Raw genomic sequence first — 25,761 nt, forward strand, 5'->3', positions numbered from 1 at the left:
CGAGCTACGAGAAAAGAGTTGCGCGATCTCGCGAGAGCTCGGCCTGGTTTTCACGACCCGCGGCTCAGAGCCCGGCAGTGTCACGAATCAGCTGGAACAGCTTGCGGGAGCTGGCGGGAGGCTTGTTCCGTGCTCTCTCGCTCCGGGCGTTGCGGATCAACTGGCGCAGCGCCTGGCGGTCGACGTGGGGATGCGTTTCGATGAAGGGCTCCAGGGCGGTATCGTCTTCGATGAGCTGGTCGCGAAGCCGTTCGAGACGGTGGAACGCGGCATTGCGCTGGACGTGCTCATGGTCGATCTCCTCGAAGGCGGCCCGGATCGCCTCGCGGTCCTCCTTGCGCATGACCTTGCCAACGTACTGCATGTGGCGGCGGCGTCCTTCGTGGGAGCGGATGCGACCGGTCTCTTCGACGGCAGCGAGCATTTCGTCGGAGAGCGGCAACCGCGCGCGCACGGCGGGGTCCAGCGCAATGATGCGCTCTCCCAGAGCCTGCAGTTCCTGCATCTCCCGCTTGATCTGGCTCTTGCTGGGAGGTGCGTCGTGATCGAAAGCCGTATCGTTGTCCGAATCGTTAGCCATGGTTTACCCAATGCGTCGAGTGAGGGCCGTAGTATATCAGCGCGTCCCGCCTCGCCAACGCTTCTTGTCAGCCAGGCGCGGGGCCATAGAACCCCGTCCAAGGCCCGAATTGATCCAGGCTCCGCTCGATCGGCGTGCCCGATGACCGGAGTGTCAAGCATCAGGAGTCTCAGATGAGTCAAGCTTTCAACGCCGAGGCACAGCAATCGCGCCTCGAGGAGCGCGCCGGCATGGCGCTGGAACTCGCCAGGCAACTCGGCGCAGACGCCTGCGAAGTCGGTGCCAGCGTCGACCAGGGGTTGGGCGTGAGCGTGCGCCTGGGCGAGATCGAGACGGTGGAGCTCTCACGCGATCAAGGCATCGCGGTCACCGTCTACGTGGGCAACCGCAAGGGGAACGCCTCCTCTTCGGATGCCGGTGACGCTTCGATTCGTGCGGTGGTCGAGAAGGCGATCGCGATCGCGCGTTACACCGGCGAGGACCCGGCCTCGGGACTCGCCGACGCGGCGCTCATGGCGACCGATCTGCCGGATCTCGACCTCCATCATCCGTGGGCTTTGAGCACCGACCAGGCGGTCGAGCTGGCGCTGCGCTGCGAAAGCGCGGGCCGTGACCAAGCCGGCATCACCAACTCCGAGGGTGCCAGCCTCTCCTCCTCGGAAGTGGTCACGGTCTATGCCAACAGCCATGGTTTTCTGGGCAGCAAGCGTGGCACCCGCCACTCCCTCTCCTGCCTGCTGATCGGAGGTAGCGGCGACGGCATGCAGCGCGATCACGATTTCACCACGGCGCGCAAGGCCAGTGATCTGGCGAGTCCGGAGTCGGTGGGTGTCAGCGCTGCCGAGCGGACCCTGAGTCGGCTGGGTGGGCAGCGGCCCAGGACCGGCCGGTTCCCGGTACTGCTGGCGCCGGACATGGCGCGCGGACTGGTCGGTAACCTGCTCAACAGCATTGCTGGTGGGGCGCTCTACCGCGAATCGTCGTTTCTCTGCGACCAGCTCGGCGAGACGCTGTTCCCGGAGTGGTTCACCCTCGGTGAGCATCCGCGCGAGATCGGTGGCATGGCGAGCGCCGCCTTCGATGGTGACGGCGTCGCCACTCGCGACAACGTCTTCATCGAGCGCGGCAGGCTGGCGAGTTACATGCTGGCGGCCTACAGTGCTCGCCGGCTGGGCCTCCAGACCACCGGCAACGCTGGCGGGGCGCGCAACGTTCGGATTCAGGCGCCGACGTCTCCGCTGGAGCAGTTGATGCAGCAGATGGGCACGGGAGTCATGGTGACCGAGATGATGGGGCAGGGGCTCAATCCGGTGACCGGCGACTACTCGCGGGGCGCGGCGGGGTTCTGGGTAGAGAATGGCCGGATATCCCACCCGGTGGAGGAGTTCACGGTGGCCGGCAACCTGCGCGAGATGTTCTCCGGCCTCCAGGGCGTCGGTGACGACATCGACCGGCGGGGAAGCATCCAGACCGGCAGCTGGTTGATCGACTCCATGACCATCGCGGGGCAGTAAGCGCGAGCTACGAGCTACGANNGCTCACGGCTCACGGCTCGCGGCTCGCGGCTCGCGGCTCGCGGCTCGCGGCTCGCGGCTTCAGGCGTCGAAGCGATCCTTGACATAGGTGATCTCGGTGCGGCCATGCGGGGCGGGAGCGCCGTCCTCGCCGAGATTCACGAAGATCATCCTGTCGATCGTCAGGATGCTCTTGCGGGTTATCTTGTTGCGGACATGGCACTCCAGGGTAATGGAGCTGGTGCCGAAACGGGTGGCGGTGATGCCGAGCTCGATGATGTCGCCCTGCCGGGCACTGGAGACGAAGTTGATCTCGGAGATGTATTTCGTCACCACCTGGGCGTTGCCCAATTGAATAATGGCGTAGATCGCCGCCTCCTCGTCGATCCAGCGCAACAGGCTACCACCGAAGAGTGACCCGTTGGGGTTGAGATCCTCGGGCTTGATCCACTTGCGGGTATGGAAGTTCATCTGCTGCTCCTTGCCAGGTTGACGCTCGTGCCCCAGGGGTGCGTTGCCACCGTGTCGTTACAGGTAGAATGCCGTCGCCAATCCGAGGAAGGCGACGAAGCCGACCACGTCGGTGATGGTGGTCAACAGCACGCCGCCGGACAGCGCCGGATCGATCTTGAACTTTTTCAGCATCACCGGGATCAGGGTGCCTGCGAGCGTGGCGACGGTCAGGTTGATGACCATCGCCATGGCGATGATCTCGCCGAGCCGAATGTCATCGAAGCGAAATACCGACATCGCCCCCACGACGACGGCCCAGATCAGTCCGTTGGTCATGCCGACGAGCAGTTCACGAATCAGCAACCAGCGGACATTGGCGCCCGAGACGTGGCCCAGCGCAATACCGCGAATCAGGACGGTCAGGGTCTGGGAGCCGGCGATACCGCCCATGCTGGAGACGATCGGCATCAACACGGCCAGCGCGGCGATCTGCTGAATGGTGTCCTCGAAGAAACCGATGGCGATGGAGACGATCGTCGCCGCGACCAGGTTGATGCCGAGCCATACCGCACGGCGGCGGCTTGTTCTCAGCGCGGGGGCGAAGGTGTCCTCGTCCTCGTCGAGGCCGGCCATGCTCATGACCTGGTGCTCGGCATCCTCCCGGATGACATCGACCACGTCGTCGATGGTGATGCGGCCGAGCAGCTTACCATCGATGCCGACGACCGGTGCCGAGATCAAGTCGTGCTTCTGGAACAGCGTCGCCACGTCGCTGTCCGAGGCGGTCGCCTGAGTGGCGTGGAAGTCGGTCTGCATCACTTCGCGAACCAGAACCGAGACATCCGATACCAGCAGGCGATTGATCGACAGGATCCCGATCAGCTCGTCGCGGCGCGTGACCACCAGCAGGGTGTCGGTGGCATCCGGCAGGCGCTCGTGGCGACGCAGGTAGCGGAGAACGACGTCCAGTGTGATATCCGGGCGGATGGTGATCGCATCCGGGTTCATCAGGCCGCCGGCGGTGTCTTCCGGATAGGAGAGCACTGCTTCGACGCGCTGGCGCTCCTGCGCCTCCATCGACTGGAGAACTTCCTGGATGACGGTATTGGGTAGCTGCTGGAGCAGGTCGGCGAGGTCGTCGACGTCGAGCCCCTCGGTCGCTGTCAGCAGCTCTTCCGCATCCATGCGGTTGAGGAATTCGAGCTGGACGTCATCGCCCAGATACTGCAGTACGTCGCCGTGTAGCTCGGGGTCCAGCAAGCCCCACAGGATCTCACGCTCCTTGGGTGGCGTGGACTCGAGCAGATGGGCGACATCCACCGGCGCCAAGCCGCGGTTGAGCATGCGCCGCGCCTGATCCAGCGCGCCACTCTCGAGGGCTTGGTTGAGCTTGGCCAGCCGTGGCTGTAGCTTTTCGGGATTGTTGCTCATCCTGAACGATCATCCTTGAACGACTGGCGATAGGATGAGCATTCTACCATCGTCGAGGCGCATGACGAGGATGGAAAACGCTGTTCGTAAATGAGGCGGGTTACTCGTCCTCGTGAAAACGAGCGTCGAATAGCCTGATGATGGCGTCCATGGCAATGTCCTCGTCTTCGCCTTCGGTGACGACGACCAGCTCGGTGCCACAAGGGGCGGCGAGCATGAGCAGCGACATGATGTTGGCCGCGTCTGCCTGGCGGTTACCGTGATGGATCGCGACGCGGACGTCGAAGGGTTGGCAGCATTGCACCAGCTTGGTAGCGGCGCGGGCGTGCAGCCCGCGGCGGTTGGTCAGGCGAAGTTCACGTGTCGGCATCGCGCTCTGGGGATCCTGCGTTTCCTGTTGGTGCCGATGGCGGCGCTGCTGAGTCGCTCGAGAGAGCGGTATGAACGCCCAGCTCACGATGGCGCAGTCGAATATCGGCGTCGTCGTGGTGAAAATGGCGTGCCAGCCGCTCGATCAGGTAGACCGACCGGTGTTGACCGCCGGTACAGCCGATGGCGACGGTCAGGTAGCTGCGATGACTGGCCAGATACGATGGCAACCAGCGATCGAGCCAGCCATGGATATCCTCCGCCAGGGCATGGACATCGGGGTAGGACTCCAGGAACTCGATGATCGGGGCATCCCGGCCGTCGTAGGCACGCAGCCCAGGGTCCCAGAACGGATTGGGTAGGCAGCGGGCGTCGAAGACCATGTCGGCGTCCAGCGGCACGCCCCGTTTGAAGCCGAACGACTCGAAGGTCAGGGTCAGGCGGCCACCGGTGTGCTTGGCCACCTGTTCGCCGATCCGGGCCCGGAGCTCGTGCACCGAGAGCCCCTGGGTGTCGATGACCAGGTCGGCCATGCGGCGGATCGGTGCGAGATAGCCTTGCTCGTGATCGATGGCCTCGGCCAGGGTCATGTCATTGCCGCGGGTCAGCGGGTGACGGCGGCGAGTGGCCGAGTAGCGCTCGAGCAGGATCTTGGCATCTGCGGTGAGATAGACGACCTGGGTATCGATGCCGCGCTCGCGCACCGCCTCCAGCAGGATGGGGAAGCGCTCCAGCGATTCCGGCAGGTTGCGTGCGTCGATGCTGACCGCCACGTTGGGGCGGGAGGGTGGCGCGCTGCGCAGTTCGTCGATCAGTGGTGCCAGCAGGTTGGCCGGGAGGTTGTCGATGGCGTAGTAGCCAAGATCCTCGAGCGCCTGCAGCGCGATCGATTTTCCCGAGCCCGAGCGGCCGCTGATGATGACGAGTTGCATTGCTTATCCGTCGTCGCTGTCACGGTGATGGCGGATGGCATCGACGAGCGCATCATGCAACGCCCGCTGCGAGTCGGCCTGACGCAACTGCTGCCGAACGCTGCTCTGATTCATGATGCCGGCAACTTCCGCCAGCAGCGACAGATGCGCATCATCCGCCTCTTCCGGCACCAGCAGCACGAAGACTAGATCGACCGGCTCACCGTCGATGGCATCGAAGTCGATGGCGTCTTCCAGTCGCATGAATCCCGCGATCGGCCCTTTGCAGTGCGGACTGCGGGCGTGGGGGATGGCAACGCCGTTGCCGATCCCCGTGCTACCCAGTCGCTCGCGGCCGATCAGGCGGCTGAAGACCTCATGGCTATCCAGGCTGGGTGTATTCTGGGCGATGAAGGTGCTGAAAAATTCCAGCAGACGTTTTTTGCTGCCCCCCGTGACCTCGAACAGAGTTCGCTCGGGGGGCAGAATGCTTTCCAGTGTCATCATCAGGCTTCAGCGGGCGCCTGCGCCTTGGGCGCGGGCTTGTGCCTTCTCTTTATGTTTGACCAGTTGGCGGTCGAGTTTGTCGGCCAGTGAATCGATGGCGGCATACATGTCGGTGTCGCTGGCTTCGGCGTGTAGATCGCCGCCTGCGGCGTGCAGGGTACAGGCTGCCTGTTGGCGTTCCTTCTCGACACTCAGGGTGACCTGAACATTGGTGATATTGTCGTAGTGACGCTCCAAACGAACGAGTTTCTCTCCGACGTAGTCCCGGAGGGCGTCGGTCAGCTCGACATGGTGGCCGGTAACGTTCACTTGCATGACACACTCCTGTTGCGGCAGATGGCACTTCTGATTGTAACCCTTTTCAGGGGGCTGCAAAGGCATCGTGATCGATCTGATTCGGAATGGCGAGCCTTGACTGGTTTCGGGCCCGTGGATCAGGCCAGACGCTTGCGCTCGCTGGAGGACGGAATGCCCATGGCTTCGCGATATTTGGCCACGGTGCGTCTGGCCACGCTGATATCGGACTGGGCCAGCAATTCGACCAATTTGCTGTCCGATAGTGGTTTGCGAGGGGATTCGTCGCCGATGAATTTCTTGATGCGAGCACGGATGGCGGTACTCGAATAGCTGTCGCCTTCGCCGCCCTGGCCGCCGACCTGGCTCGAGAAAAAATATTTCAGTTCGAACACGCCGCGTGGCGTGTGAATGTACTTCTGGGTCGTGACGCGGGAAATCGTCGATTCATGCATATCGACGCTGCGGGCGATATCGGCCAGGATCAGTGGCTTCATCGCCTCTTCGCCACGTTCGAGGAACCCGATCTGGCGCGACATGATTTCCCGGCCCACCTTGAGCAAGGTGTCGTTTCGGCTGGATAGGCTCTTGATCAGCCAGCGGGCTTCCTGCAGGTGCTGGCGCAGGAAGGTGTTGTCATCGCTTTTGTCCGCCCGCTTGATCAGGGCGGCGTAGTCGGGCTGAATGCGCAGGCGCGGCAGGGTTTCGGCATTGAGTTCGATGCGCCAGCCATCGCGGGAGGGGGTGGCAACCAGGTCGGGAACCACGTAATCGTCGCGACTGGTGTCGAAGCGTTGCCCCGGGCGCGGCTCCAGCGTCCGGATCAGGGCGATGACGCTATCGAGTTCGTTCTCCTCGAGACGCAGGCGACGCTTGAGCAGTCGCCGGTCGTTGCCGGCCAGCGCCTCGAGAAACTGGCGCACCAGGCGCTTGGCCTGGGGTAGCAGCGGCGTGTCGTCGTCCAGTGTGCCGAGTTGAAGCAGCAGGCACTCGCGCAGATTGCGAGCGCCGACGCCGGTCGGATCGAACTGCTGCAGGCGCATGAGCATGTGTTCGAGATCGGCCATGCTGACGCTCTCTTTGCGCTGCGCGCGCAGGCTCGTCGCCAGCTCGTCCAGTGAGCCCACCAGATAGCCGTCGCCGTTGACGGCGTCGATCAGGCACTCCCCGAGCGCCCGCTCGCGCTCATCGAAATCTCCCATGGCCAACTGCCAGAGCAGATGATCCTGAAGGGTGGTCACGGCTGCGTTGCGATCGAAGTCCGGTGCTTCCTCGCTGGCGCTGCCGGACGAGCTGGCGTAGGCGTCCTGATAGGTATCGCTCCAGTCGCTGTCGAGGGCCAGTTCGTCGGGAATGTCATTGGCCCACTCGTCTTCCGTGGCGTCCTGAGTTTCCTGCTCCGAGTAAGGCTCTTCCATCTCCAGCATGGGATTGGACTCGAGCGCCTGCTGGATTTCCTGGCGCAGGTCGAGCGTCGACAGCTGAAGCAGCTGAATGGCCTGCTGGAGCTGAGGCGTCATGGTCAACTGCGTGCCGACCCTGAGTTGCAGCGAGGGCTTCATGGACATGGAGAAACGATCGTCACAATCAACGGTGGAAGGCTTACGTTACTGGCTGCGATGACGAGATGCAACGTTTCATGCAAGAAACATGCCATCGGCGCGAGGCCAGGTATGGCCGCCGATGGCGTGTCGGGGGGGGCATTACAGGCGGAACTCGTGGCCGAGATAGACTTCGCGGACGCGCTGGTTTTCGAGAATGGCCTGGGGGCGGCCCTCGGCGATGATCTGGCCGTCGCCGACGATGTAGGCATTATCGCAGATGTCGAGCGTCTCGCGCACGTTGTGGTCGGTGATCAGAACGCCGATCTCGCGGTCGCGCAGCTGGCGGATGATGCTCTTGATGTCACCGACCGAGATGGGGTCGACACCGGCGAACGGTTCGTCGAGCAGCACGAATGCCGGCTCGGTGGCCAGGGCGCGGGCGATCTCGACTCGCCGCCGCTCGCCGCCGGACAGGCTCATGCCCAGGTTGTCGCGAATGTGATCGACGTGGAAATCGCCGAGCAACTGCTCCAGCCGCTCACGGCGCCCGGCACGATCCAAGTCCTTGCGTGTCTCGAGAATGGCCATGATGTTGTCGGCAACGCTCAGCTTGCGGAAGATCGAGGCTTCCTGCGGCAGATAGCCGATGCCGGCTCGCGCCCGGTCGTGCATCGGTGCGCGGCTGAGATCCATGTCGTCGATATGGACGCTGCCGGCATCGGATTTGACCAAGCCGACGATCATGTAGAAGGAGGTGGTCTTGCCGGCGCCATTCGGCCCCAGCAGACCGACGATGCTGCCTTGTCGCAGCGTCAGGCTGAAGTCGTGGACGACTCGGCGTCCCTTGTAGCTCTTGGCAAGGTTGGCGGCCGTTAGCGTTTTCATGAATACGATCCTTGTGGCTGCGCGCCGGGTATGGTGTCGGCGATCACGCCCCACGCGACGGCTCGAGGCCGTGCCGGGTCAGGGTTTGATCGTTACTGGGACGAGTCACGCGGTGTGAGGGTCATGCGGACTCGGCCGTCGCCGTTCCCGTCGCCATTCTGGGCGGAACGGGCCTGGACGCGTCGCGAGTCGAGATAGTACTCGACATAGGCGCCGTCGAAGGTGTCGCCGGCCTGGTGAAGTTCAGCATTGCCGATCAGTTCCACGCGTCGCTGGGCCGCGTGATAGACCACGGTATCGCCCCAGCCCTTGACGATCTCCTGGTCGGGGGACGGCTTCTGTTCGAGGTAGGCGCGCTCGCCGCCGCCGCCCTTGGCGGTGACCAGGCTGACCTGGCCGTTGTTGCCGCGCTGGATGTCGACGCGTGCGGCCTTGAGGTGCATGCTGCCTTGCTGCAGGTCGACGCCACCCGTATAGACGGCAGTGCCCTGGCGGTCGTCCAGCTCGAGTTGATCGGCGGCGATCTCGATCGGTGCACTGGCATCGCTTTCCAGCGCGACGGTGGGAAAACTGGTGAAACCCAGCGCGGTCAGCACCAGGAGTTGGCCGATTTCTCGCCTCATGATCCTTGATCCTCAGATTGCTGTGGCAGGCGCCCCTGCACGTTGTCGGTCAAGCGCATACGATCTTCGTCGATCCAGGCATCGAAGCGATTTCCGCGCATGGTCTGGTTATGCTGACGCAACACGGAGGGCGTGTCACTCCAGGCATGGGCCTCGCGGTTGTCGTAGTGCAGCGTCTGTGTTTCCAGGCTCCACGCCTGCTCCGGCTGAATCAGGCGGGCATCGCCCTGGAGTGTCAGTTGCTCTCCGTTGCGGCTCAGTTGCCCCGTCTGGCTGGTCACCTGCCACTGGCGTTGCTGGTCGTCGGTCAGGTAACCGTGGGGCGCCTCGGTGCGGATGATGTCGTCGGAGGGCGTGTGCACCAGGCGTGGCGTTTCCAGCCGCTGATAGGCACGCCCCCGTTCGTCGAAGCGCGTCATGCTGGCGTCCTCGAGATAGTAGTCGGGCTCGCCAACCGTGTTGCCGATGACGGGCTCCTGACCGTTCTCGCCGCGCTGGTCAAGGTAGGTCAGGCCGCCCCCCAGGACCAGCAACAGCACCAGCAGGCCGAGGCGGCGCCACCAGGGAGACTGGAATCTGACTGTCTTGGCCACGTTATCTCCTCGTGGTGAGTGTGAATGTGGTGATCGGGGGGGCCCGTCAGCGGTTGGCATGGGCTGGAATCCCGGTGGAACCGGCACCGGGCAGGGCCTCAAATGACGCCGCTTCGCAGCAGGTCGTGCATATGCAGGGCGCCGACGGGGGCACCGTTCTCGACCACCGCCAGGGCGGTAATCCGGTTGTCCTCCATGATCCTCACGGCCTCCGCCGCCAGCATGCCGGGCGAGGCCGTCTTGCCGCCACGGGTCATGACGTCGTCCACGCGCAGTAGCGCGAAATCGCCGCGCTGATCGAGGGTCCGGCGTAAGTCGCCATCGGTATAGACACCGACCAGCATGCCGCGTTCATCGACGACGCAGGTGAAGCCCATCCCCTTGAGGGTCATCTCCAGCAGCGCCTCCCGCAATGGGCTGCCGGTCGGTACGCTGGGGAGGCGGTGGCCCTCGTGCATGAGATCCGCGACGCGCAGCAGCAGCCGTTTTCCGAGGGTGCCGCCAGGGTGCGACAGCGCGAAGTCCTCGGCGCTGAATCCCCGCGCTTCCAGCAGCGCCAACGCCAAGGCATCTCCCATCGCCAGTGCGGCAGTGGTGGAGGAGGTCGGTGCCAGGTCGTGGGGGCAGGCCTCGCGAGAGACGCCGACATCGATATGGACATCGCTGTAGCGTGCCAGCGTGGAGCCGGGTCGACCAGTGAGGCTGACCAGCGGCGCGCCGAGACGCTTGAACAGCGGAAGCAGGTCGGTGATTTCCTGGGTCTCGCCCGAGTTGGAGAGCGCAATGACGACATCGTCGACGGTGATCATGCCGAGATCGCCGTGGCTGGCTTCGCCCGGGTGGACGTAGAACGAGGGCGAGCCGGTGCTGGCGAAGGTCGCTGCCAGCTTGCGAGCGATGTGCCCCGACTTGCCCATCCCGGTGACGATCAGCCGGCCTCGGCAGGCGAGAAGCAGCTTGCAGGCCTCATCAAAGCATTCGTCGAGCTTCGTCACGAGCTCCCCGATGGCTTGTTGTTCCAGGGTCAACGTGCGCCTGGCGCTGGCGCGGAAATCTAGCGCGGCGATGTCGCTCATGGTCTCGGCAAAGGCTCCCCGGTGGTGGTGAATGAGACGGAGAAGTCGTCCATGGCCTCGGAATCCGTCTGGCCGCTGGTGGGCGTCGTATGTCCAAACGCCTGCAGTGGCGGCAGTATACCTTTGATCGATCGGTGATTCGTCCCTCCTGCGCGAGTGATTTCCACCGCTCGAGAGTGATTGCTGGTCGCTGACGTCAAGGTTAGGATACAATGTTCGATAATTGATCTCATTAGCTTGGTGGATGCTGCATGGACGATCCGATTATGGTCGAGGTCAAGGATCTGCACTTCTCTCGCGGCAACACCGACATCTTCCGCGGTGTCGATCTGCAGATTCCGCTCGGCAAGATTACCGCCATCATGGGGCCCAGCGGGACCGGCAAGACGACCCTGTTGAAACTGATCGGCGGCCAACTGGCACCGGATCGCGGCCAGATTCTCATCGGCGGCCAGGACGTACACAGGCTGTCCCGGCGCTCGCTCTTCAAGCTGCGTCGTCGAATGGGCATGCTGTTTCAGAGCGGCGCGCTTTTCTCGGACCTCGACGTTTTCGAGAATGTCGCCTTTCCGCTGCGCATCCATACCGAACTCCCGAATGCGATGATCCGCGACATCGTGCTGATGAAGCTACAGGCGGTGGGTTTGCGTGGAGCCAGACATCTGATGCCCTCGGAATTGTCCGGCGGGATGGCGAGACGTGTGGCACTGGCGCGGGCGGTGGCGCTGGATCCGGACCTGGTGCTCTACGACGAACCGTTCGTGGGGCAGGACCCGATCTCGATGGGTGTGCTGGTGCAGTTGATCAAGAAGGTCAACCTGGCGCTGGGGCTGACGGCTATCGTGGTCTCTCACGATATCAAGGAGACGCTGTCGATCGCGGATTACGTCTATATCATCGCAGATGGGCGAGTCATGGCGCATGGCACGCCGCAGACGCTGGACGTCAACGACGACGCTCACGTGAAGCAGTTCGTGCATGGCGAGCCCGATGGTCCGGTGCCGTTCCACTATCCGGCGCCGGACTTCTTCGATGACATCCTGGCGCCGGCGGGACAGTTCTCATGACGCGATATCTCACGGCGCTGGGCCGCGCCACGCTCGATACCTTGAGCTCAATAGGAAGGGCGGGCCTGTTCCTGGTCCAGTCGATCATTTGCCTGCCGTCTCGCGAGGGATTCCACCTCTGGCTTCGTCAGATGCACTTCGTCGGCGTGATGTCGGTGGCGATCGTCCTGGTGTCAGGGCTGTTCATCGGCATGGTGCTGGCGCTGCAGGGGTTCACCATCCTGGTCGGGTTCGGCGCCGACGAGGCGCTGGGCCAGATGGTGGCACTCTCCCTCGTCCGCGAGCTGGCGCCGGTCGTGGCGGCATTGCTGTTTGCCGGGCGTGCCGGCTCGGCGCTGACCGCCGAGATCGGCCTGATGAAAGCGACCGAGCAGCTCACCAGTATGGAGATGATCGGTGTCGATCCGCTACGCCGGATCGTCGCGCCCCGGCTCTGGGCCGGCTTCGTCTCGCTGCCGATACTGACGGTGATCTTCGGCGTGGTCGGTATCTGGGGTGGCTACCTGGTCGGTGTCGAATGGCTCGGCGTCTACGCCGGCTCCTACTGGAGCAACATGCAGGACAGCGTCAATTTCGTCGACGATGTGCTCAACGGCATGGTCAAGAGTCTGGTGTTCGGGCTGGTCGTGACCTGGATTGCGGTATTCCAGGGTTATGATCTGATCCCCACCTCGGAAGGTATTTCGCGCGCGACCACCCGGACGGTGGTCTACGCCTCGTTGGCGGTATTGGGCCTTGATTTCGTGCTCACCGCGCTGATGTTTGGAGATCTCGGATGAAGCGCAACAGCTGGTTGGAACTGGGCGTCGGCATTTTCATGCTGGCAGGCATTCTCGGTCTGGTGTTCCTCGGGCTTCGGGTGAGCGGGCTGGGGGTGGGCGTTCCCAGTAACACTTTCACGTTGACTGCGAATTTTGCCAACATCGGCGGGCTACGTCCCCAGGCCAAGGTCACCATGTCCGGGGTGCGCGTGGGGCAGGTGACCGACATCCAGCTCGATCCCAAGTGGTTCGATGCCAAGGTCACCATGGAGCTGGACTCGAAGTACGATGGCAAGCTCTCCGATGACACCACGGCGGCGATCCTGACGTCCGGCCTGCTGGGCGAGCAGTATATCGGTCTGACCGTGGGGGGCGCGCCCGACATGCTCCATGACGGTGACGTGATTCACGATACCCAGCAGGCACTGGTGCTGGAGGATCTCATTCAGCAGTTCGTGTCGAACATGGCCAAGTAAGCCGGAAGAACGTAATCGCAGACAAGGAGTCGATGATGAACATGACCTTCGCAAGCAATACCTCGAGGGCTCCGGGGCGAGATACCGGGATGCGCGGTATCTGGATGATGGCGCTGACGATCGTCGCGGTGTGCCTGGCGAGCATTGCTACCCCGGCCCAGGCCCAGCAGTCGCCGACCCAGGTGATCCAGCAGAGTGTCGACTCCCTGATGTCCGAGCTCGAGGGCAAAAAGGACTACTACGCCCAGCATGAGGGTGAGCTGGCCAAGCTCGTCGACACCAACATGGCGGAAGTGGCCGATTTCCGTTACATCGGCGCCAGTGTGATGGGGCGTTATTTCCGCGCCGCAACGCCGGAGCAGCGTTCACGGTTCGTCACGGTGTTCCGCAAGACCCTGATCGACACCTACGCCAAGGGGCTGGTCACCTTCGATTATCAGACACTGCGCGTGAAGGATAGCGAAAACGCGGGCCGTTACGACGATCAGGCCTCGGTGCCCATGGAGGTGGTTTCCACCAGTGGCCAGACCTATCCGGTCGACTTCACGCTGCGTCAGAGCGACGGCCAGTGGAAGGTGATCAACGTCATCGTCAATGGCATCAATCTGGGGCTGACCTTCCGCAACCAGTTCGATCAGGCGATGCGCGACAATAATCGAGACATCGATACCGTGATCGACAACTGGGCGCCGGCCGTCGGGACCGATGAGCTGGAGCAGGGCGGCGACGCGTGAGCGTCCTGCTGGAGCGCGCGGACGCCACGCTCGAGGTCGTCGACGGTAATGCGCTGACGATCCGCGGCGAAGCGGATTTCGACAGTGCCGGCCCGCTTGCACAGGCGGGTCGGCACTGGCTGGCGGAACTGCCGGCCCAAGCCGAGGTCTCCTTCGACCTGACGGGCGTGCAGGTGGCCAGCAGCGCCGTTCTCAGCGTGCTGTTGGTCTGGATGCGAAGCGTCAACCGGCACTCATTGAACCTCAGCCGCGTGGCGCTCTCCCTGCCGCTGCAGCGGCTGGTGGACATCACCGAACTGGGGCCGCTGCTGGCGACCACTGAAACGGCCTGTGTCGAGCCGGCCCCGGCGCGGCACTGAACCCTCGAGGCGTCTCGCCGGCCGCGATCGACTTGCGACGTTTTTGCCCATCGCCAAGATCGCCAAGACGGGGCGCTTTCCGCTACCATGTGGCGCTTTCCCTGCGCATCCTGCGCAGTAGTCACAAGGGAGCCCGATGTCATGCAACCCAGCGATGTCAAAAGCCGCCTCGAGAATCAGATCGGCGGCTGCGAATTCCATATTCAGGGCGAAGGCTGCAACTTCCAGGTGATCGCCGTGGGTGACGTCTTCGATGGCATGAGCCCGGTCAAGCGTCAGCAACTGATCTACGGCGCGCTGTCGGACGAGATCGCCTCCGGCGCGCTCCACGCCATCACCATCAAGACGTTCACTCCCGCCCAATGGGAGTCGGCCCCGGAAAACCTCGGTGCCTGAGCGCCTGTCCGGCCTACCCGGCTGGTCATCTCTCTCGATTCTATAGCGAACCTTCATGGACAAGCTGATCATTACCGGTAACGGGCCGCTGGACGGCGAAGTCTGGGCCAGTGGTGCCAAGAACTCGGCGCTGCCGATACTGGCGGCGACACTGCTCGCCGATGAACCCGTCACCATCGGAAACCTGCCGCATCTTCAGGACATCACCACGACACTCGAGTTGCTCGGTCGCATGGGCATCGAGCCGGTCATGGGCGAGAAAATGAGCATCCAGATCGATGGCTCGCAGGTGCGCGATTGTCATGCTCCCTACGAGCTGGTCAAGAAGATGCGCGCCTCGATCCTGGTGCTCGGGCCGCTGCTGGCCCACTTCGGCAAGGCCGACGTGTCGCTGCCCGGCGGCTGTGCCATCGGCTCCCGGCCGGTCGATCTGCACATCCGTGGACTCGAGGCGATGGGCGCGGAGATCACTGTCGAGGGGGGCTACATTCGCGCCCGCGTCGATGGTCGTCTCAAGGGCGCCACGATCTTCTTCGACACCGTGACGGTGACCGGTACCGAAAACCTGCTGATGGCCGCCACGCTGGCCGAAGGGACCACGGTGCTGGAGAACGCCGCCCGCGAGCCGGAAGTCGTCGATCTGGCCGAGTGCCTGATCGCCATGGGCGCCGATATCCGCGGCCAGGGGAGCGATACCATCACGGTGGAAGGCGTCGAGCGTCTGCATGGTTGTCACTACGACGTGATGCCGGACCGCATCGAAACCGGCACCTTCCTGGTCGCTGCCGCTGCCACTGGCGGGCGCGTGCGGGTGCGCAAGACGCGGGCCGACATCATGGAGGCGGTGCTGGCCAAGCTCGAGGAGGCCGGCGCCACCCTGACCACCGGAGATGACTGGATCGAGCTCGACATGGGGGGGCGCCGGCCAAAGGCCGTGAATCTGCGCACCGCGCCGTACCCGGCCTTTCCCACGGACATGCAGGCCCAGTTCGTGGCGTTGAATGCGGTGGCCGAGGGTACCGGCACGGTCGTCGAGACCATCTTCGAAAACCGCTTCATGCACGTGCAGGAACTCAATCGAATGGGCGCGCACATCGCCCTCGAGGGGAACACCGCCGTGGTGACTGGCGTCGAGAAACTGTCCGGCGCGCCGGTGATGGCGACCGATCTGCGGGCGTCGGCGAGCCTGGTGGTAGCGGCGATGGTAGCCCAGGGCGAGACGATGGTGGACCGGATCTACCATATCGATCGTGGCTATGAGTGTATCGAAGAGAAATTGCAGCTCCTGGGTGCGCGCATTCGCCGCGTGCCGGGTTAGGCGACGGTTAGAGAGAACATGAGCAATCAACTGATCCTGGCGCTATCCAAGGGCCGTATCCTCGAAGAGACCTTGCCACTGCTGGCGGACGCGGGCATCACGCCGGCGGACGATTTTGGCAAAAGTCGCAAGCTGCTGTTCGATACCAATCTGCCCGACGTCAAGCTGGTGGTCATCCGGGCGGTGGACGTGCCGACCTATGTTCAACTGGGGGCAGCCGATCTCGGTGTCGCTGGCAAGGACGTACTGCTCGAGCACGGCGCCGAGGGGCTTTACGAGCCACTCGACCTGGGGATTTCGCGCTGCCGGCTGATGACGGCGGGTATCGTGGGCGCCCAGCCCGCGCGAGCCAGGCGCCGTGTGGCGACCAAGTTCGTCAACGTGGCGCGCCGTTACTACGCGGAGCAGGGCATCCAGGCCGAGGTGATCAAGCTGTACGGCGCGATGGAGCTGGCGCCGCTGATGAACCTGGCCGACGAGATCGTCGATATCGTCGACACTGGCAACACCCTGCGCGCCAACGGCATGGAGCCTCGCGAGCTGATCGAGAACATCAGCACCAGGTTGGTGGTCAACAAGGCGTCGATGACGATGAAGCACGAGCGACTCAAGCCGCTGATCGAGCGTCTGCGTCACGCGGTGAGCGTGCGGACCGCCGCTTGAGCCGCGGCTCCGTGAGTGGGCCAGGGGCCGCATGAACACTGTCGGCGGCGTCACGGTCGCGATCGCACGTAGAGAGAACCAATGATGAGCCAAACGACTACCATTGCCCGCCTCGCCACGCGGGACGCTGACTTCAACGCACGCCTCGACGCTCTGCTGGCCTGGGAAGGGGTTTCCGACCAGGAGATATCGGCCCGCGTCGCGGAGATCATCGATGCCGTTCGTCGACGCGGCGATGCGGCGTTGATCGAATATACCAATCGCTTCGACCGGCTCGCCGCCACGGCCATGTCCGAACTGACGATCGGGGCCGAGCGTCTGGAGGCAGCGTTCGCATCGATCCCTGCGGCCCAGCGCGAGGCACTGCAACATGCGGCGGAGCGCATTCGGATCTATCACGCGCGCCAGAAGCCGGAATCCTGGCAGTACCATGAGCCGGACGGCACCATGCTGGGCCAGAAAGTGTCGGCGCTCGATCGCGTCGGCATCTATGTGCCGGGCGGCAAGGCGGCCTATCCCTCCTCGGTGCTGATGAACGCGCTGCCGGCCCATGTGGCCGGTGTGCGCGAGATCGTGATGGTCGTGCCGACGCCGGACGGCGTGGTCAATGAACTGGTGCTGGCCGCTGCCCATCTCGCCGGCGTCGACCGCGTCTTCACGCTGGGCGGCGCCCAGGCCGTTGCCGCCTTGGCTTACGGTACCGAGAGCGTACCCAGGGTCGACAAGATCGTCGGCCCCGGCAACATCTACGTGGCGACCGCCAAGCGGGCCGTCTTCGGTCAGGTCGGCATCGACATGATCGCAGGACCCTCCGAGATACTGGTGGTCTCCGACGCCGGTACCGATCCGGATTGGCTAGCGATGGACCTGTTTTCCCAGGCCGAGCACGACGAAGATGCCCAGGCCATTCTGGTGGCCTGGGATGCCGGGCATCTCGAGGCTGTCCTGGCTTCCATCGAGCGGCTGCTGCCGACCATGGAGCGGGAAGCGATCATTCGCGAGTCGCTGGCAAGGCGGGGGGCGCTGATCCTCTGTGAAGGGCCGGAACAGGCGGTCGAGCTGATCAACCGCATCGCGCCCGAACACCTCGAGCTTTCCGTGGAGTCACCCCAGGCAATGGTGGAGGGCGTGCGTCACGCTGGTGCCATCTTCATGGGGCGCCACACGGCGGAGGTGCTCGGTGACTACTGCGCCGGCCCCAACCATGTGCTGCCGACCTCCGGCACGGCGCGTTTCTCATCCCCGCTGGGTGTCTACGACTTCCAGAAGCGCTCGTCGCTGATCCAGTGTTCTCCGGCGGGGGCCGACACGCTGGGGCGGACCGCCTCGGTGCTGGCGCGGGGCGAGTCCTTGACGGCTCACGCCCGCTCGGCGGAGAACCGCCTCAAGCGCTGAAGATCTGGCCCAGGATCAGGTGTGTGGAGAGACCAAGATCGCCGCCCTTCGGGCGGCGATCCTCGTTGGATGGCAGCTAGCGGGCGCCGGAACCGCCATCGGTACCGGGCGTCTCGGGTGCCTCAGAGCCCCGGGTGGCCTGGGCCCTTCTGGTTGCGTCGTCGTTGCCCTGGGTCGGCGGCGGACGCTCGCCGACCTTCAACGTCACCTGGCGTTTCTCGCCTCCTCGCACGATGGTCAATGGCAGCTCCGTGCCGGGGGGGATCTCGGCGATATCCACCTGGGTCTCCCGCGGATCGAGAATCGGCTTGCCGTCGATGGCGAGCAGGATGTCTCCGGGGCGCAGCCCGGCCTCGTCGCCGGGCCCGCCGGAGACGACGTTGGCCACGATGACGCCGCTCAGGGTCTTGAGGCCGAACGACGACGCCAGGTCCGGCGTCATCTGCTGAGCGTCGATCCCCAGCCAGCCCCGGATGACGCGGCCCTGGGTCACGATATCGTTCAGAATGCTGCGTGCCAGATTGGCAGGTATCGCGAAACCGATGCCCTGGGAGCCGCCGGAGCGGGAGAATATCGCCGTATTGATGCCGATCAGCGAGCCGTTGGTGTCCACCAGCGCGCCCCCGGAGTTGCCTGGGTTGATCGCGGCATCGGTCTGAATGAAGTCCTCGTAGCGGCTGAGGCCGAGATGATCGCGCCCGGTCGCGCTGATGATCCCCATGGTCACCGTCTGGCCGACCCCGAAGGGATTGCCGATGGCCAGGGTGACATCGCCAATGGCGATCTTTTCCGAATCGCTCAGCTTGATGACCGGCAGGTCGTCGAGGTCGATCTTGAGGACCGCCAGATCGCTGTCGGGATCGGTGCCGATCACCTGGGCGATGGCCTCACGGCCGTCGCGGAGGGCCACCTGGATCTCGTCCGCATCGTTGATGACGTGATTGTTGGTCAGGATATAACCCTCTTCGCTGACCACGACCCCCGAACCCAGGCTCGATAGCATGCGCTGGCGTTGCGGCACGTTCTTGCCATAGAACTGGCGGAAGAACGGGTCCGACATCAGCGGATGCTGGCCGGTGTCGACGACGCGCGACGAGTAGACGTTGACGACGGCCGGAGCGGCGCGATTGACGGCTTGGGAGTAGCTGACGGGCCCGGCCTGGCGATTGAGCGATGGCGCATCGATGACACCGGGCGGGGCGCGTTCCGAGGTGGCGGATTTGACGCTTGTCGTACCGGCTGGCGTATTGCTGGCGGTGCGGTCTCGACCCAGCAGCGACGGGAAGGCGTAGAGCAGGACGACGGCGATCAGAATGCCGCATAGGGCGGGCCACAGATAGGCGGCTAGGTGGCGGCGCATGTGCTGGGTCCTTAGACTGAAAATCAGAGCGACTTCGCCACATCGGGCAGCGCTGCAGTGATCGAGGCGGCCGCGGCTACGCCGAGGGAGCCGAAGCAGGATCGATGGAAGTACGATGCGCTCGATGACGCGGTGCGCGGTGTTTGGCACGATGGCGGTACGGACCGAAAGTGTAACATTCACCAAGGCTTTGCGCTGGGAGACAGTATGATTTCGCGGCAGATTCTCCTGGAGGCGATCGATACGGAGCTGAGTATCGACGCGTTCAAGGATTACACCGTCAATGGATTGCAGGTCGAGGGGCGGGACCGGATCGAGCGTGTCCTTACCGGTGTGACGGCGTGCCAGGCGTTACTCGACGAGGCGGTGGCCTGGAACGCCGATGCCGTGCTGGTCCATCACGGCTATTTCTGGAAAAACGAGCCGGTCAGCATAACCGGCATGAAACATCGGCGGCTGGCTACCTTGTTGAAGAACGACATCAACCTGCTGGCTTACCACCTGCCGCTGGACGCCCATGTCTCGATGGGCAACAACGCCTGCCTGGGGCGGCGTCTGGGGTTCGAGGTGGAACGCTGTCTCGATGGTGAGCTGGGGCGGGGGTTGCTGTGGATGGGCGTGCCGCAAGTCGAGCTGGACAGTCGGGCCCTGGCGGGGCTCGTCGAGCGGACTCTGGATCGGACGCCGACCCTGATAGAGGGGCACTCCGGCATCATACGACGGGTCGCCTGGTGCACGGGAGGCGCTCAGGACATGTTGCCCATGGCCGCCGAGGCGGGCGCCGATGCCTTCATCTCCGGTGAAATCTCCGAGCGCACCACGCACATGGCGAGAGAGATGGGGGTGACCTATCTGGCGGCAGGCCACCATGCCACCGAGCGCGAGGGTGTTCAGGCGCTCGGTAACTGGTTGGCGGGACGTTTCGGTATCGAACACCGGTTCATGGACATCGACAATCCGGCTTGAGGCGGGGCTTGCAGCCGCCGGAACCCCGTGGGATCCGGCGGATCTTCGGTCATTCAGTAGCGGGGAGGCTGCGGAGCGGTGTCCTGCTGTTCCGTGGTTCTGCGTTGCCGGATACCATAATCCTCTGCCAGCGTGCCGCCGGTACCGTCGGCATAGTCGCGTGGCACCTGGGGCAGGTCGATCTCTTCGGCCTCTTCCTGGTTGCCATGCAGCCGACGTTTCAGCTTGAGGTCATCGACCAGCTTGTCCGCACCCTGGATCAGGTGCTGTTCGAGGTCGTGGCTCTGGCGCTGAATGCTGGAGGCCAGGTCGGCGACTTTGGCGAAGTGGTCGTTCAGTGCATCCTTGACCTGATTGAGCTCCAGTTCCGTCTCGGCCAGACGCTGACGCACTTTCTGGTTGCGGGCGACATTGGCGTTCAGCAGATGGTAACAAAGGGCGCCGATACCGATGCCCGCCAGGAAGCAGGCGATTGCCAGGATCCAGTCGATATTGCTTTCGTTCACAGTGCGCTCCTCGTCGTCGTGCCCGGCACGACCTGTCTCAAAGACCCTTGCGTAAGGTCGGTGCGGTGCCATTATATCGACCCGCTCGGCTCTCGGGTCAAACCTTGCCTGTCTCCCCGGCACTGTCAAGACTTTCGTCGGAGAGTATAATCCCGCCACTTGTTTCGAACCGAGGTCACGATACCGCCATGAGTTCATCCCAAGCCGCGACGTCCCATCAAGGCACCATGACGCCAATGTCGCGCTATCGCGCGGATCTGGAGCGCGATGACTTCAGTTACGACGCGGCGCAGGAAAATGCCGTCAAGCATCTGCAGCGCCTGTACGACGATCTGCAGCGGATTCCGGCGCCCAAGCCCGTCGCTCCCGGCGAGTCCAAGCTCTCGAAGGTGGCGGGGCTGTTCGGCAAGCGCAAGGCGGCCGAACCCGAGGCGCCCGCCAAACCTTCGGTCATGGGGCTCTACTTCTGGGGCGGCGTTGGCCGTGGCAAGACCTACCTGGTCGACGTGTTCTACGAGTCGTTGCCGTTCGAGCGCAAGATGCGCACGCATTTCAACCGCTTCATGCAGCGAGTGCATCGAGAACTCGAGATCCACAAGGGGGAGAAGAACCCGTTGACCCAGATCGCGGCCACCTTTGCCAGCGAGGCTCGGGTCATCTGCTTCGACGAGTTCTACGTCAAGGACATCACCGATGCGATGATCCTCGGCAACTTGATGGAGGCCTTGTTCGCCCAGGGCGTCGTTCTGGTGGCGACCTCCAATATCGTGCCGGACGATCTCTACAAGGACGGCTTGCAGCGGGCGCGCTTCTTGCCGGCGATCGATCTGCTCAAGCGTCATTGCGAAGTGGTCAACGTCGATTCCGGGGTGGATTACCGCCTTCGTGCCCTGGAGCAGGTGGAGATATTCCATTCGCCGCTCGACGCCGAGGCCGAACAACTGCTGGCGAAGAGTTTCCGCTCGGTCGCCGGCAGCGAAGGGCGAGAGAATGCCACGCTCGCGATCAACCACCGGGAGCTGAAGGCCCGTCGTCTGCACGAGGGCGTGGTTTGGTTCGATTTCAAGGTGCTCTGCGATGGGCCCCGCAGCCAGAACGACTATATCGAGCTGTCGCGGGAGTTTCATACCGTGCTGGTTTCCGACGTGCCGCGCATGGGGGCGGGTACCGACGATCAGGCGCGGCGGTTCATCAGCATGGTCGACGAGTTCTATGATCGCGCGGTCAAGCTGCTGCTCTCCGCCGAGACCGAGGTCGAGTCGCTCTATACCGGGGGCAATCTGAGCTTCGAGTTCGAGCGCACGCTGTCGCGCCTTCAGGAGATGCAGTCGCGGGACTACCTGGCGCTGGCGCACAAGCCCTGACCGGCGCGCACCGCGAGCGAGTGCCAATGTCACGATGATACTGGTCTTTCCTCGCACATTGTGCTCGTGTACAATGCGCGCTCTTCGATCCGTTGCCCTCCTGTCGGTAGTCGTTAATCGGCTTTCGATCGTGGTGGCAACCCAAGAAAAATAGGGATGGCCGAGAAGCCTTTGCTTCGACGCCCAAATACGCTTATTTGGTGAAACACTCATGAAGACGTTCAGTGCCAAGCCGCACACCGTGCAGCGCGACTGGTATGTCGTTGATGCCTCGGGCAAGACGCTCGGTCGTCTGGCGACGGAAATCGCTCGCCGCCTGCGTGGCAAACACAAGCCGGAATACACCCCGCACGTCGACACCGGCGATTACATCGTCGTCGTCAACGCCGAGAAGGTGCACGTCACTGGCAACAAGGCGCAAGCCAAGAACTACTACCGTCACACCGGTTACCCGGGCGGTCTGCGCACCATGTCGTTCGAGAAACTGATCGACCACGCGCCGGAACGCATCATCGAAGGTGCCGTCAAGGGCATGCTGCCCAAGGGGCCGCTGGGTCGTGCCATGCACGCCAAGCTCAAGGTGTATGCCGGTACCGAGCATCCGCACGCCGCGCAGCAGCCGCAAGAACTGAACATCTGAGGGTAACCGTCATGGCACAACAGTATTACGGCACCGGGCGTCGCAAGACTTCTACCGCTCGCGTGTTTCTCAAGCCGGGCACCGGCAAGATCACCGTCAACGACCGCGAGCTGGGTGAGTTCTTCGGTCGTGTCACCGCGCAGATGGTCGTGCGTCAGCCGCTGGAGCTGACCGAGACCACTGGCCAGTTCGACGTCTACGTCACGGTCAAGGGCGGCGGTGGCTCCGCTCAGGCCGGCGCGATTCGTCATGGCATCACGCGCGCGCTGATGGAGTACAACGAAGAGCTGCGTCGTCCGCTGCGTGCAGCGGGTTACGTCACCCGCGACGCTCGTGAAGTCGAGCGTAAGAAAGTGGGTCTGCGTAAAGCACGTCGTCGCCCGCAGTTCTCCAAGCGCTGATCCCACGGGGTTCGCGTCTGCGCAAAACGCCCGGCTTATCCAGTCGGGCGTTTTGCTGTTGGTACGTGGTGCAGGGGTGTTCTGGCTCTGCGTGGCGATGGTTGGCGCCCAGCGGGGTTGCCCGTCGTGTTACCATTGGTCGTTGAATTAATGCGAGGAAAGTTTCATGGGTGTAGTGGCCAAGCGATCGTCGATGATCTTTTACTCCGGTAGTGATGATCATTTCAGCCATCGCGTCAGAATCGTGCTGGCGGAAAAGGGCGTGGCCGTCGATATCCTGGACGTCTCGGCCGATGAACATAACGCCGAATTGGCCGATCTGAATCCGTACAACAGCGTGCCCACTCTGCTTGATCGTGACTTGGTGCTGTACGAATCCAAGGTCATGATGGAGTACCTGGATGAGCGTTTCCCGCATCCGCCTCTACTACCGGTCTATCCGGTGGCGCGTGCGCAAAGCCGTCTCTGGATGCATCGCATCGAACGCGAGTGGTGTCCGCTGGTCGAGCAGATTCAGCAGGGGCCCAAAAAGGATGCCGACAAGGCTCGTAAGGAATTGCGTGAGAGCCTGACCGGGATTTCACCAATTTTCGAAGACATGCCATATTTCATGAGTGAAGAGTTCACGCTGGTGGATTGTTGCATCGCGCCGATTCTCTGGCGTCTCCCGGCGCTGGGTGTCGAGCTGCCGGAAAAGCAGATCGCTCCGTTGATAAGCTACATGGAACGTGTCTTCGCGCGGGATGCCTTCAAGGTGGCGCTGTCCGAAACCGAACGTGAGATGCGTAGCTGAGGCGACGACGCCGCAAGCTGCCCGAGAGGAGTTGACATGCTGACTAGCCGTCCCTATCTGGCGAGAGCCCTTTATGAATGGCTGCTGGACAACGAGCAGACCCCCTATATCGTGGTGGATGCTGGGAAGCCCGATGTCCGGGTGCCGCAGCAGTTCGTGCAGAATGGTCAGATTGTACTGAACATCGCGCCGGCCGCCGTACGCGACTTGGCGATCGATAACGCGGCAGTCACCTTCGGGGCGCGCTTCAGCGGACAGCCGATGCAGGTCGTGGTGCCCATGGATGCCCTGATCGCGATCTACGCTCGTGAAAATGGCGTCGGCATGGTGTTTGGTCAGGAGCCGGTCATGCCGAGCTTCTCCAGTGAGGAGGAGGCGGCGCTGGAAGAAGAAGGGCGGCCGACGCTGGAGAGTGTCGAGAATCGCGCTGATGGCGATACCGCCGCATCATCGGAGCCGGCCGCGACCAAGGATGACGAGGCGTCCGGTCGTCCCGAGAAAGGCAAGCCATCCCTGCGCATCGTCAAGTAGCGGGGCTTGTTGCCCAGCGGGCCCTTCCGGGTGCCGTAGAGCCGCTGCCGAAGATCACTCGGCAGCGGCTTTTATGCGTCTGGAGGGTGGGTCAGTTGAGGTATTCGAAGACCTTGACGATGCGCTGGACGCCGCCCACGCCGGATGCGGCCGCAGTGGCTTCGCTAGCCTGCTGCTGAGTCACCAGCCCCATCATGTAGACCGTGCCGTTTTCGGTGATCACGCGAATCAGATTGGCATCGAGATCCTCATTGGCAACCAGGTTGGCCTTGATGCGCCCAGTGATCCAGGTGTCGGTCATGCGCTGACTGACCGGGGTGTTGGCGGACACCATCAACTCGTTGTGCACCTGCCGCACGCTCCGCACGTCGCGGGTGATCTCGGTGGCGCGCTGCTTGAGTTCGTCGCTCGGCACCTGGCCGGTCAGGAGTACGTTGCTGTTATAGCTGTCCACATTGATGTGGGCATCACCGTAGCGTGCGTCCGCCGCGTTGAGGGCATTGAAGATCTTGCTCTGGATGTTGCTGTCTTCGACCTTGGCGCCAGGGGTGCGCTCGGCGTAGTTCTCCTGCTGGCCGTCGGTGGCACATCCACCCAGTGTCAGCAGGCCGATCAGGCATGAGGAAACGATCAGGGTCTTCTTCATAAGGCTCACTCGTTGCTGCCAAAAAGCTGTTGGTCGATCAGATCACACAAACAGTGGATGACCAAGAGGTGGACCTCCTGAATGCGTGCGGTGGAAGTGGCGGGGACGCGAATCTCGCAATCCTCCTGCCCCAGCAGGGACGCCATGTCGCCACCGTCCCTTCCGGTCAGCGCGACGACGCTCATCTCGCGATCGTGCGCAGCTTGAATCGCCTGTACCACGTTAGCGGAGTTGCCGCTGGTGGAGATGGCCAGCAGGATGTCGCCCGGCTGGCCGAGGGCGCGAATCTGCTTCGAGAAGACATCGTTGTAGCTGTAGTCGTTGGCGATCGAGGTCAACGTCGAGGTGTCGGTGGTCAGTGCCAGTGCCGGCAGGCTGGGGCGTTCCCGTTCGAAGCGGTTGAGGAGCTCCGAGGAGAAATGCTGGCTGTCGCCGGCGCTGCCCCCGTTGCCGCATGCCAGGATCTTGCCCTCGCTGACCAGGCACTGGACCATCATCTGGCTGGCGACCTCGATGAAGGGCGGCAGGACCTCGCTGGCGTAAGTCTTGGTGTCGATGCTGGCGTTGAACAGGTCGAGTATGCGTGCTTGAAAATCCATGAGATG

General features: G+C 63.3%; 32 protein-coding genes. 16 read left to right on the forward strand and 16 right to left on the reverse strand.

Translation table 11 applies throughout. The features are described from left to right. Positions 1–64: 64 nt before the first annotated feature. Entirely contained in the window at positions 65–580 is a 516-nt protein-coding gene (yjgA, locus tag DOM54_RS18060; RefSeq protein ID WP_110717671.1) for a ribosome biogenesis factor YjgA, read from the reverse strand. Between the two features lie 173 nt (positions 581–753). Here yjgA and pmbA point away from each other — a divergent pair, with 173 nt between their 5' ends. Further along, on the forward strand, positions 754–2,094 hold the full coding sequence (gene pmbA / locus DOM54_RS18065) for a metalloprotease PmbA (RefSeq protein WP_110717672.1): 1,341 nt from the start codon (positions 754–756) through the stop codon (positions 2,092–2,094). An 81-nt stretch (positions 2,095–2,175) separates the two neighbouring features. Here the strand turns inward: pmbA and DOM54_RS18070 are convergent, their stop codons facing one another. From DOM54_RS18070 to DOM54_RS18120, 11 genes are all read right to left on the reverse strand, one after another. Beyond that, complete coding sequence (locus DOM54_RS18070) at positions 2,176–2,565, reverse strand: acyl-CoA thioesterase (RefSeq protein ID WP_110709821.1); 390 nt, start codon at positions 2,563–2,565, stop codon at positions 2,176–2,178. Positions 2,566–2,622: 57 nt separating this feature from the next. Next, a complete protein-coding gene (mgtE, locus tag DOM54_RS18075; protein ID WP_110717673.1) occupies positions 2,623–3,978 on the reverse strand; it encodes a magnesium transporter in 1,356 nt (451 codons plus the stop codon). A 100-nt stretch (positions 3,979–4,078) separates the two neighbouring features. Then, the gene (locus DOM54_RS18080) at positions 4,079–4,348 is read right to left on the reverse strand and encodes an HPr family phosphocarrier protein (RefSeq protein WP_110717674.1); all 270 of its coding nucleotides are present in this window, start codon (positions 4,346–4,348) and stop codon (positions 4,079–4,081) included. Next, a complete protein-coding gene (rapZ, locus tag DOM54_RS18085; RefSeq protein WP_110717675.1) occupies positions 4,335–5,279 on the reverse strand; it encodes an RNase adapter RapZ in 945 nt (314 codons plus the stop codon). Before rapZ ends, DOM54_RS18080 begins: the two co-directional genes overlap by 14 nt. A 3-nt stretch (positions 5,280–5,282) precedes the next feature. After that, positions 5,283–5,762 carry a PTS IIA-like nitrogen regulatory protein PtsN gene (gene ptsN / locus DOM54_RS18090; protein ID WP_110709850.1) on the reverse strand — a complete coding sequence of 160 codons (480 nt, stop codon included), beginning with the start codon at positions 5,760–5,762 and terminating at the stop codon, positions 5,283–5,285. A gap of 9 nt (positions 5,763–5,771) precedes the next feature. Beyond that, positions 5,772–6,080 carry a ribosome hibernation-promoting factor, HPF/YfiA family gene (hpf, locus tag DOM54_RS18095; RefSeq protein ID WP_071232900.1) on the reverse strand — a complete coding sequence of 103 codons (309 nt, stop codon included), beginning with the start codon at positions 6,078–6,080 and terminating at the stop codon, positions 5,772–5,774. Between the two features lie 119 nt (positions 6,081–6,199). Then, positions 6,200–7,627: an RNA polymerase factor sigma-54 gene (locus tag DOM54_RS18100; protein WP_110717676.1), complete on the reverse strand. Its 1,428-nt coding sequence runs from the start codon at positions 7,625–7,627 to the stop codon at positions 6,200–6,202. 135 nt (positions 7,628–7,762) lie between these two features. Next, entirely contained in the window at positions 7,763–8,488 is a 726-nt protein-coding gene (gene lptB, locus DOM54_RS18105) for an LPS export ABC transporter ATP-binding protein (RefSeq protein WP_110602325.1), read from the reverse strand. Positions 8,489–8,580: 92 nt separating this feature from the next. Further along, entirely contained in the window at positions 8,581–9,111 is a 531-nt protein-coding gene (gene lptA / locus DOM54_RS18110; RefSeq protein ID WP_110717677.1) for a lipopolysaccharide transport periplasmic protein LptA, read from the reverse strand. Further along, positions 9,108–9,704: an LPS export ABC transporter periplasmic protein LptC gene (gene lptC / locus DOM54_RS18115; RefSeq protein ID WP_240613961.1), complete on the reverse strand. Its 597-nt coding sequence runs from the start codon at positions 9,702–9,704 to the stop codon at positions 9,108–9,110. Before lptC ends, lptA begins: the two co-directional genes overlap by 4 nt. A gap of 98 nt (positions 9,705–9,802) precedes the next feature. Continuing rightward, complete coding sequence (locus DOM54_RS18120; protein WP_110717679.1) at positions 9,803–10,780, reverse strand: KpsF/GutQ family sugar-phosphate isomerase; 978 nt, start codon at positions 10,778–10,780, stop codon at positions 9,803–9,805. A 251-nt stretch (positions 10,781–11,031) separates the two neighbouring features. Here DOM54_RS18120 and DOM54_RS18125 point away from each other — a divergent pair, with 251 nt between their 5' ends. From DOM54_RS18125 to hisD, 9 genes are all read left to right on the forward strand, one after another. Beyond that, a complete protein-coding gene (locus DOM54_RS18125) occupies positions 11,032–11,847 on the forward strand; it encodes an ATP-binding cassette domain-containing protein (RefSeq protein ID WP_110717680.1) in 816 nt (271 codons plus the stop codon). Then, positions 11,844–12,626, forward strand: a complete 783-nt coding sequence (gene mlaE / locus DOM54_RS18130; RefSeq protein ID WP_110717681.1) for a lipid asymmetry maintenance ABC transporter permease subunit MlaE — start codon at positions 11,844–11,846, stop codon at positions 12,624–12,626. Before DOM54_RS18125 ends, mlaE begins: the two co-directional genes overlap by 4 nt. Then, entirely contained in the window at positions 12,623–13,084 is a 462-nt protein-coding gene (gene mlaD, locus DOM54_RS18135; protein ID WP_110717682.1) for an outer membrane lipid asymmetry maintenance protein MlaD, read from the forward strand. The genes mlaE and mlaD overlap by 4 nt, the downstream gene beginning before the upstream one ends. Before the next feature lie 89 nt (positions 13,085–13,173). Then, positions 13,174–13,818 (forward strand): MlaC/ttg2D family ABC transporter substrate-binding protein, encoded by a 645-nt coding sequence (locus DOM54_RS18140; protein WP_110717710.1) that lies wholly within the window; start codon positions 13,174–13,176, stop codon positions 13,816–13,818. Next, a complete protein-coding gene (locus DOM54_RS18145; protein WP_110717683.1) occupies positions 13,815–14,177 on the forward strand; it encodes an STAS domain-containing protein in 363 nt (120 codons plus the stop codon). The genes DOM54_RS18140 and DOM54_RS18145 overlap by 4 nt, the downstream gene beginning before the upstream one ends. Before the next feature lie 141 nt (positions 14,178–14,318). After that, the gene (locus DOM54_RS18150) at positions 14,319–14,573 is read left to right on the forward strand and encodes a BolA family protein (protein WP_110717684.1); all 255 of its coding nucleotides are present in this window, start codon (positions 14,319–14,321) and stop codon (positions 14,571–14,573) included. Positions 14,574–14,628: 55 nt separating this feature from the next. Then, a complete protein-coding gene (murA, locus tag DOM54_RS18155) occupies positions 14,629–15,891 on the forward strand; it encodes a UDP-N-acetylglucosamine 1-carboxyvinyltransferase (RefSeq protein WP_110717685.1) in 1,263 nt (420 codons plus the stop codon). An 18-nt stretch (positions 15,892–15,909) separates the two neighbouring features. After that, a complete protein-coding gene (hisG, locus tag DOM54_RS18160) occupies positions 15,910–16,554 on the forward strand; it encodes an ATP phosphoribosyltransferase (RefSeq protein ID WP_110717686.1) in 645 nt (214 codons plus the stop codon). A gap of 84 nt (positions 16,555–16,638) precedes the next feature. Further along, a complete protein-coding gene (gene hisD / locus DOM54_RS18165) occupies positions 16,639–17,949 on the forward strand; it encodes a histidinol dehydrogenase (RefSeq protein ID WP_110717711.1) in 1,311 nt (436 codons plus the stop codon). 76 nt (positions 17,950–18,025) lie between these two features. Here hisD and DOM54_RS18170 read toward each other — a convergent pair whose 3' ends face one another. Then, positions 18,026–19,309 carry a Do family serine endopeptidase gene (locus DOM54_RS18170; protein WP_110717687.1) on the reverse strand — a complete coding sequence of 428 codons (1,284 nt, stop codon included), beginning with the start codon at positions 19,307–19,309 and terminating at the stop codon, positions 18,026–18,028. 207 nt (positions 19,310–19,516) lie between these two features. Here DOM54_RS18170 and DOM54_RS18175 point away from each other — a divergent pair, with 207 nt between their 5' ends. Then, positions 19,517–20,275: a Nif3-like dinuclear metal center hexameric protein gene (locus tag DOM54_RS18175; RefSeq protein ID WP_110717688.1), complete on the forward strand. Its 759-nt coding sequence runs from the start codon at positions 19,517–19,519 to the stop codon at positions 20,273–20,275. A gap of 53 nt (positions 20,276–20,328) precedes the next feature. Here DOM54_RS18175 and DOM54_RS18180 read toward each other — a convergent pair whose 3' ends face one another. After that, positions 20,329–20,781 (reverse strand): Z-ring associated ZapG family protein, encoded by a 453-nt coding sequence (locus DOM54_RS18180; protein WP_110717689.1) that lies wholly within the window; start codon positions 20,779–20,781, stop codon positions 20,329–20,331. Between the two features lie 188 nt (positions 20,782–20,969). Between DOM54_RS18180 and zapE the strand changes: the two genes are divergently transcribed. The 5 genes from zapE (at position 20,970) to DOM54_RS18205 (ending at position 24,510) form a co-directional block, all read left to right on the forward strand. Next, entirely contained in the window at positions 20,970–22,145 is a 1,176-nt protein-coding gene (gene zapE, locus DOM54_RS18185; RefSeq protein WP_240613962.1) for a cell division protein ZapE, read from the forward strand. 211 nt (positions 22,146–22,356) lie between these two features. Next, positions 22,357–22,785, forward strand: coding sequence for a 50S ribosomal protein L13 (rplM, locus tag DOM54_RS18190; protein WP_110602351.1), 429 nt, complete (start codon positions 22,357–22,359; stop codon positions 22,783–22,785). Positions 22,786–22,796: 11 nt separating this feature from the next. Then, positions 22,797–23,186 (forward strand): 30S ribosomal protein S9, encoded by a 390-nt coding sequence (gene rpsI, locus DOM54_RS18195; RefSeq protein ID WP_087717922.1) that lies wholly within the window; start codon positions 22,797–22,799, stop codon positions 23,184–23,186. 166 nt (positions 23,187–23,352) lie between these two features. Beyond that, on the forward strand, positions 23,353–23,979 hold the full coding sequence (locus DOM54_RS18200) for a glutathione S-transferase N-terminal domain-containing protein (RefSeq protein WP_110602353.1): 627 nt from the start codon (positions 23,353–23,355) through the stop codon (positions 23,977–23,979). Positions 23,980–24,015: 36 nt separating this feature from the next. Continuing rightward, entirely contained in the window at positions 24,016–24,510 is a 495-nt protein-coding gene (locus DOM54_RS18205) for a ClpXP protease specificity-enhancing factor (RefSeq protein WP_110717690.1), read from the forward strand. Between the two features lie 91 nt (positions 24,511–24,601). Here the strand turns inward: DOM54_RS18205 and DOM54_RS18210 are convergent, their stop codons facing one another. Continuing rightward, positions 24,602–25,156 (reverse strand): BON domain-containing protein, encoded by a 555-nt coding sequence (locus DOM54_RS18210; RefSeq protein WP_110717691.1) that lies wholly within the window; start codon positions 25,154–25,156, stop codon positions 24,602–24,604. Positions 25,157–25,161: 5 nt separating this feature from the next. After that, complete coding sequence (locus DOM54_RS18215) at positions 25,162–25,755, reverse strand: phosphoheptose isomerase (RefSeq protein WP_110602357.1); 594 nt, start codon at positions 25,753–25,755, stop codon at positions 25,162–25,164. Positions 25,756–25,761 lie beyond the last annotated feature (6 nt).

It is taken from the genome of Salinicola acroporae, assembly GCF_003206615.1.
GTDB classification, from domain to species: Bacteria; Pseudomonadota; Gammaproteobacteria; order Pseudomonadales; family Halomonadaceae; genus Salinicola; species Salinicola acroporae.

What these genes read in the sequence shown, in the direction of transcription:
- murA (WP_110717685.1), top strand. Translation starts at nt 14,629, where the DNA reads ATGGACAAGCTGATCATTACCGGTAACGGGCCGCTGGACGGCGAAGTC.
- DOM54_RS18170 (WP_110717687.1), bottom strand. Translation starts at nt 19,309, where the DNA reads ATGCGCCGCCACCTAGCCGCCTATCTGTGGCCCGCCCTATGCGGCATT.
- DOM54_RS18120 (WP_110717679.1), bottom strand. Translation starts at nt 10,780, where the DNA reads ATGAGCGACATCGCCGCGCTAGATTTCCGCGCCAGCGCCAGGCGCACG.
- mgtE (WP_110717673.1), bottom strand. Translation starts at nt 3,978, where the DNA reads ATGAGCAACAATCCCGAAAAGCTACAGCCACGGCTGGCCAAGCTCAAC.
- DOM54_RS18205 (WP_110717690.1), top strand. Translation starts at nt 24,016, where the DNA reads ATGCTGACTAGCCGTCCCTATCTGGCGAGAGCCCTTTATGAATGGCTG.
- DOM54_RS18215 (WP_110602357.1), bottom strand. Translation starts at nt 25,755, where the DNA reads ATGGATTTTCAAGCACGCATACTCGACCTGTTCAACGCCAGCATCGAC.
- lptA (WP_110717677.1), bottom strand. Translation starts at nt 9,111, where the DNA reads ATGAGGCGAGAAATCGGCCAACTCCTGGTGCTGACCGCGCTGGGTTTC.
- DOM54_RS18070 (WP_110709821.1), bottom strand. Translation starts at nt 2,565, where the DNA reads ATGAACTTCCATACCCGCAAGTGGATCAAGCCCGAGGATCTCAACCCC.
- pmbA (WP_110717672.1), top strand. Translation starts at nt 754, where the DNA reads ATGAGTCAAGCTTTCAACGCCGAGGCACAGCAATCGCGCCTCGAGGAG.
- hisG (WP_110717686.1), top strand. Translation starts at nt 15,910, where the DNA reads ATGAGCAATCAACTGATCCTGGCGCTATCCAAGGGCCGTATCCTCGAA.
- mlaE (WP_110717681.1), top strand. Translation starts at nt 11,844, where the DNA reads ATGACGCGATATCTCACGGCGCTGGGCCGCGCCACGCTCGATACCTTG.
- hpf (WP_071232900.1), bottom strand. Translation starts at nt 6,080, where the DNA reads ATGCAAGTGAACGTTACCGGCCACCATGTCGAGCTGACCGACGCCCTC.
- DOM54_RS18100 (WP_110717676.1), bottom strand. Translation starts at nt 7,627, where the DNA reads ATGTCCATGAAGCCCTCGCTGCAACTCAGGGTCGGCACGCAGTTGACC.
- rpsI (WP_087717922.1), top strand. Translation starts at nt 22,797, where the DNA reads ATGGCACAACAGTATTACGGCACCGGGCGTCGCAAGACTTCTACCGCT.
- mlaD (WP_110717682.1), top strand. Translation starts at nt 12,623, where the DNA reads ATGAAGCGCAACAGCTGGTTGGAACTGGGCGTCGGCATTTTCATGCTG.
- ptsN (WP_110709850.1), bottom strand. Translation starts at nt 5,762, where the DNA reads ATGACACTGGAAAGCATTCTGCCCCCCGAGCGAACTCTGTTCGAGGTC.
- rapZ (WP_110717675.1), bottom strand. Translation starts at nt 5,279, where the DNA reads ATGCAACTCGTCATCATCAGCGGCCGCTCGGGCTCGGGAAAATCGATC.
- zapE (WP_240613962.1), top strand. Translation starts at nt 20,970, where the DNA reads ATGAGTTCATCCCAAGCCGCGACGTCCCATCAAGGCACCATGACGCCA.
- DOM54_RS18150 (WP_110717684.1), top strand. Translation starts at nt 14,319, where the DNA reads ATGCAACCCAGCGATGTCAAAAGCCGCCTCGAGAATCAGATCGGCGGC.
- DOM54_RS18200 (WP_110602353.1), top strand. Translation starts at nt 23,353, where the DNA reads ATGGGTGTAGTGGCCAAGCGATCGTCGATGATCTTTTACTCCGGTAGT.
- DOM54_RS18140 (WP_110717710.1), top strand. Translation starts at nt 13,174, where the DNA reads ATGCGCGGTATCTGGATGATGGCGCTGACGATCGTCGCGGTGTGCCTG.
- rplM (WP_110602351.1), top strand. Translation starts at nt 22,357, where the DNA reads ATGAAGACGTTCAGTGCCAAGCCGCACACCGTGCAGCGCGACTGGTAT.
- DOM54_RS18080 (WP_110717674.1), bottom strand. Translation starts at nt 4,348, where the DNA reads ATGCCGACACGTGAACTTCGCCTGACCAACCGCCGCGGGCTGCACGCC.
- DOM54_RS18210 (WP_110717691.1), bottom strand. Translation starts at nt 25,156, where the DNA reads ATGAAGAAGACCCTGATCGTTTCCTCATGCCTGATCGGCCTGCTGACA.
- DOM54_RS18125 (WP_110717680.1), top strand. Translation starts at nt 11,032, where the DNA reads ATGGACGATCCGATTATGGTCGAGGTCAAGGATCTGCACTTCTCTCGC.
- yjgA (WP_110717671.1), bottom strand. Translation starts at nt 580, where the DNA reads ATGGCTAACGATTCGGACAACGATACGGCTTTCGATCACGACGCACCT.
- hisD (WP_110717711.1), top strand. Translation starts at nt 16,639, where the DNA reads ATGAGCCAAACGACTACCATTGCCCGCCTCGCCACGCGGGACGCTGAC.
- DOM54_RS18175 (WP_110717688.1), top strand. Translation starts at nt 19,517, where the DNA reads ATGATTTCGCGGCAGATTCTCCTGGAGGCGATCGATACGGAGCTGAGT.
- lptB (WP_110602325.1), bottom strand. Translation starts at nt 8,488, where the DNA reads ATGAAAACGCTAACGGCCGCCAACCTTGCCAAGAGCTACAAGGGACGC.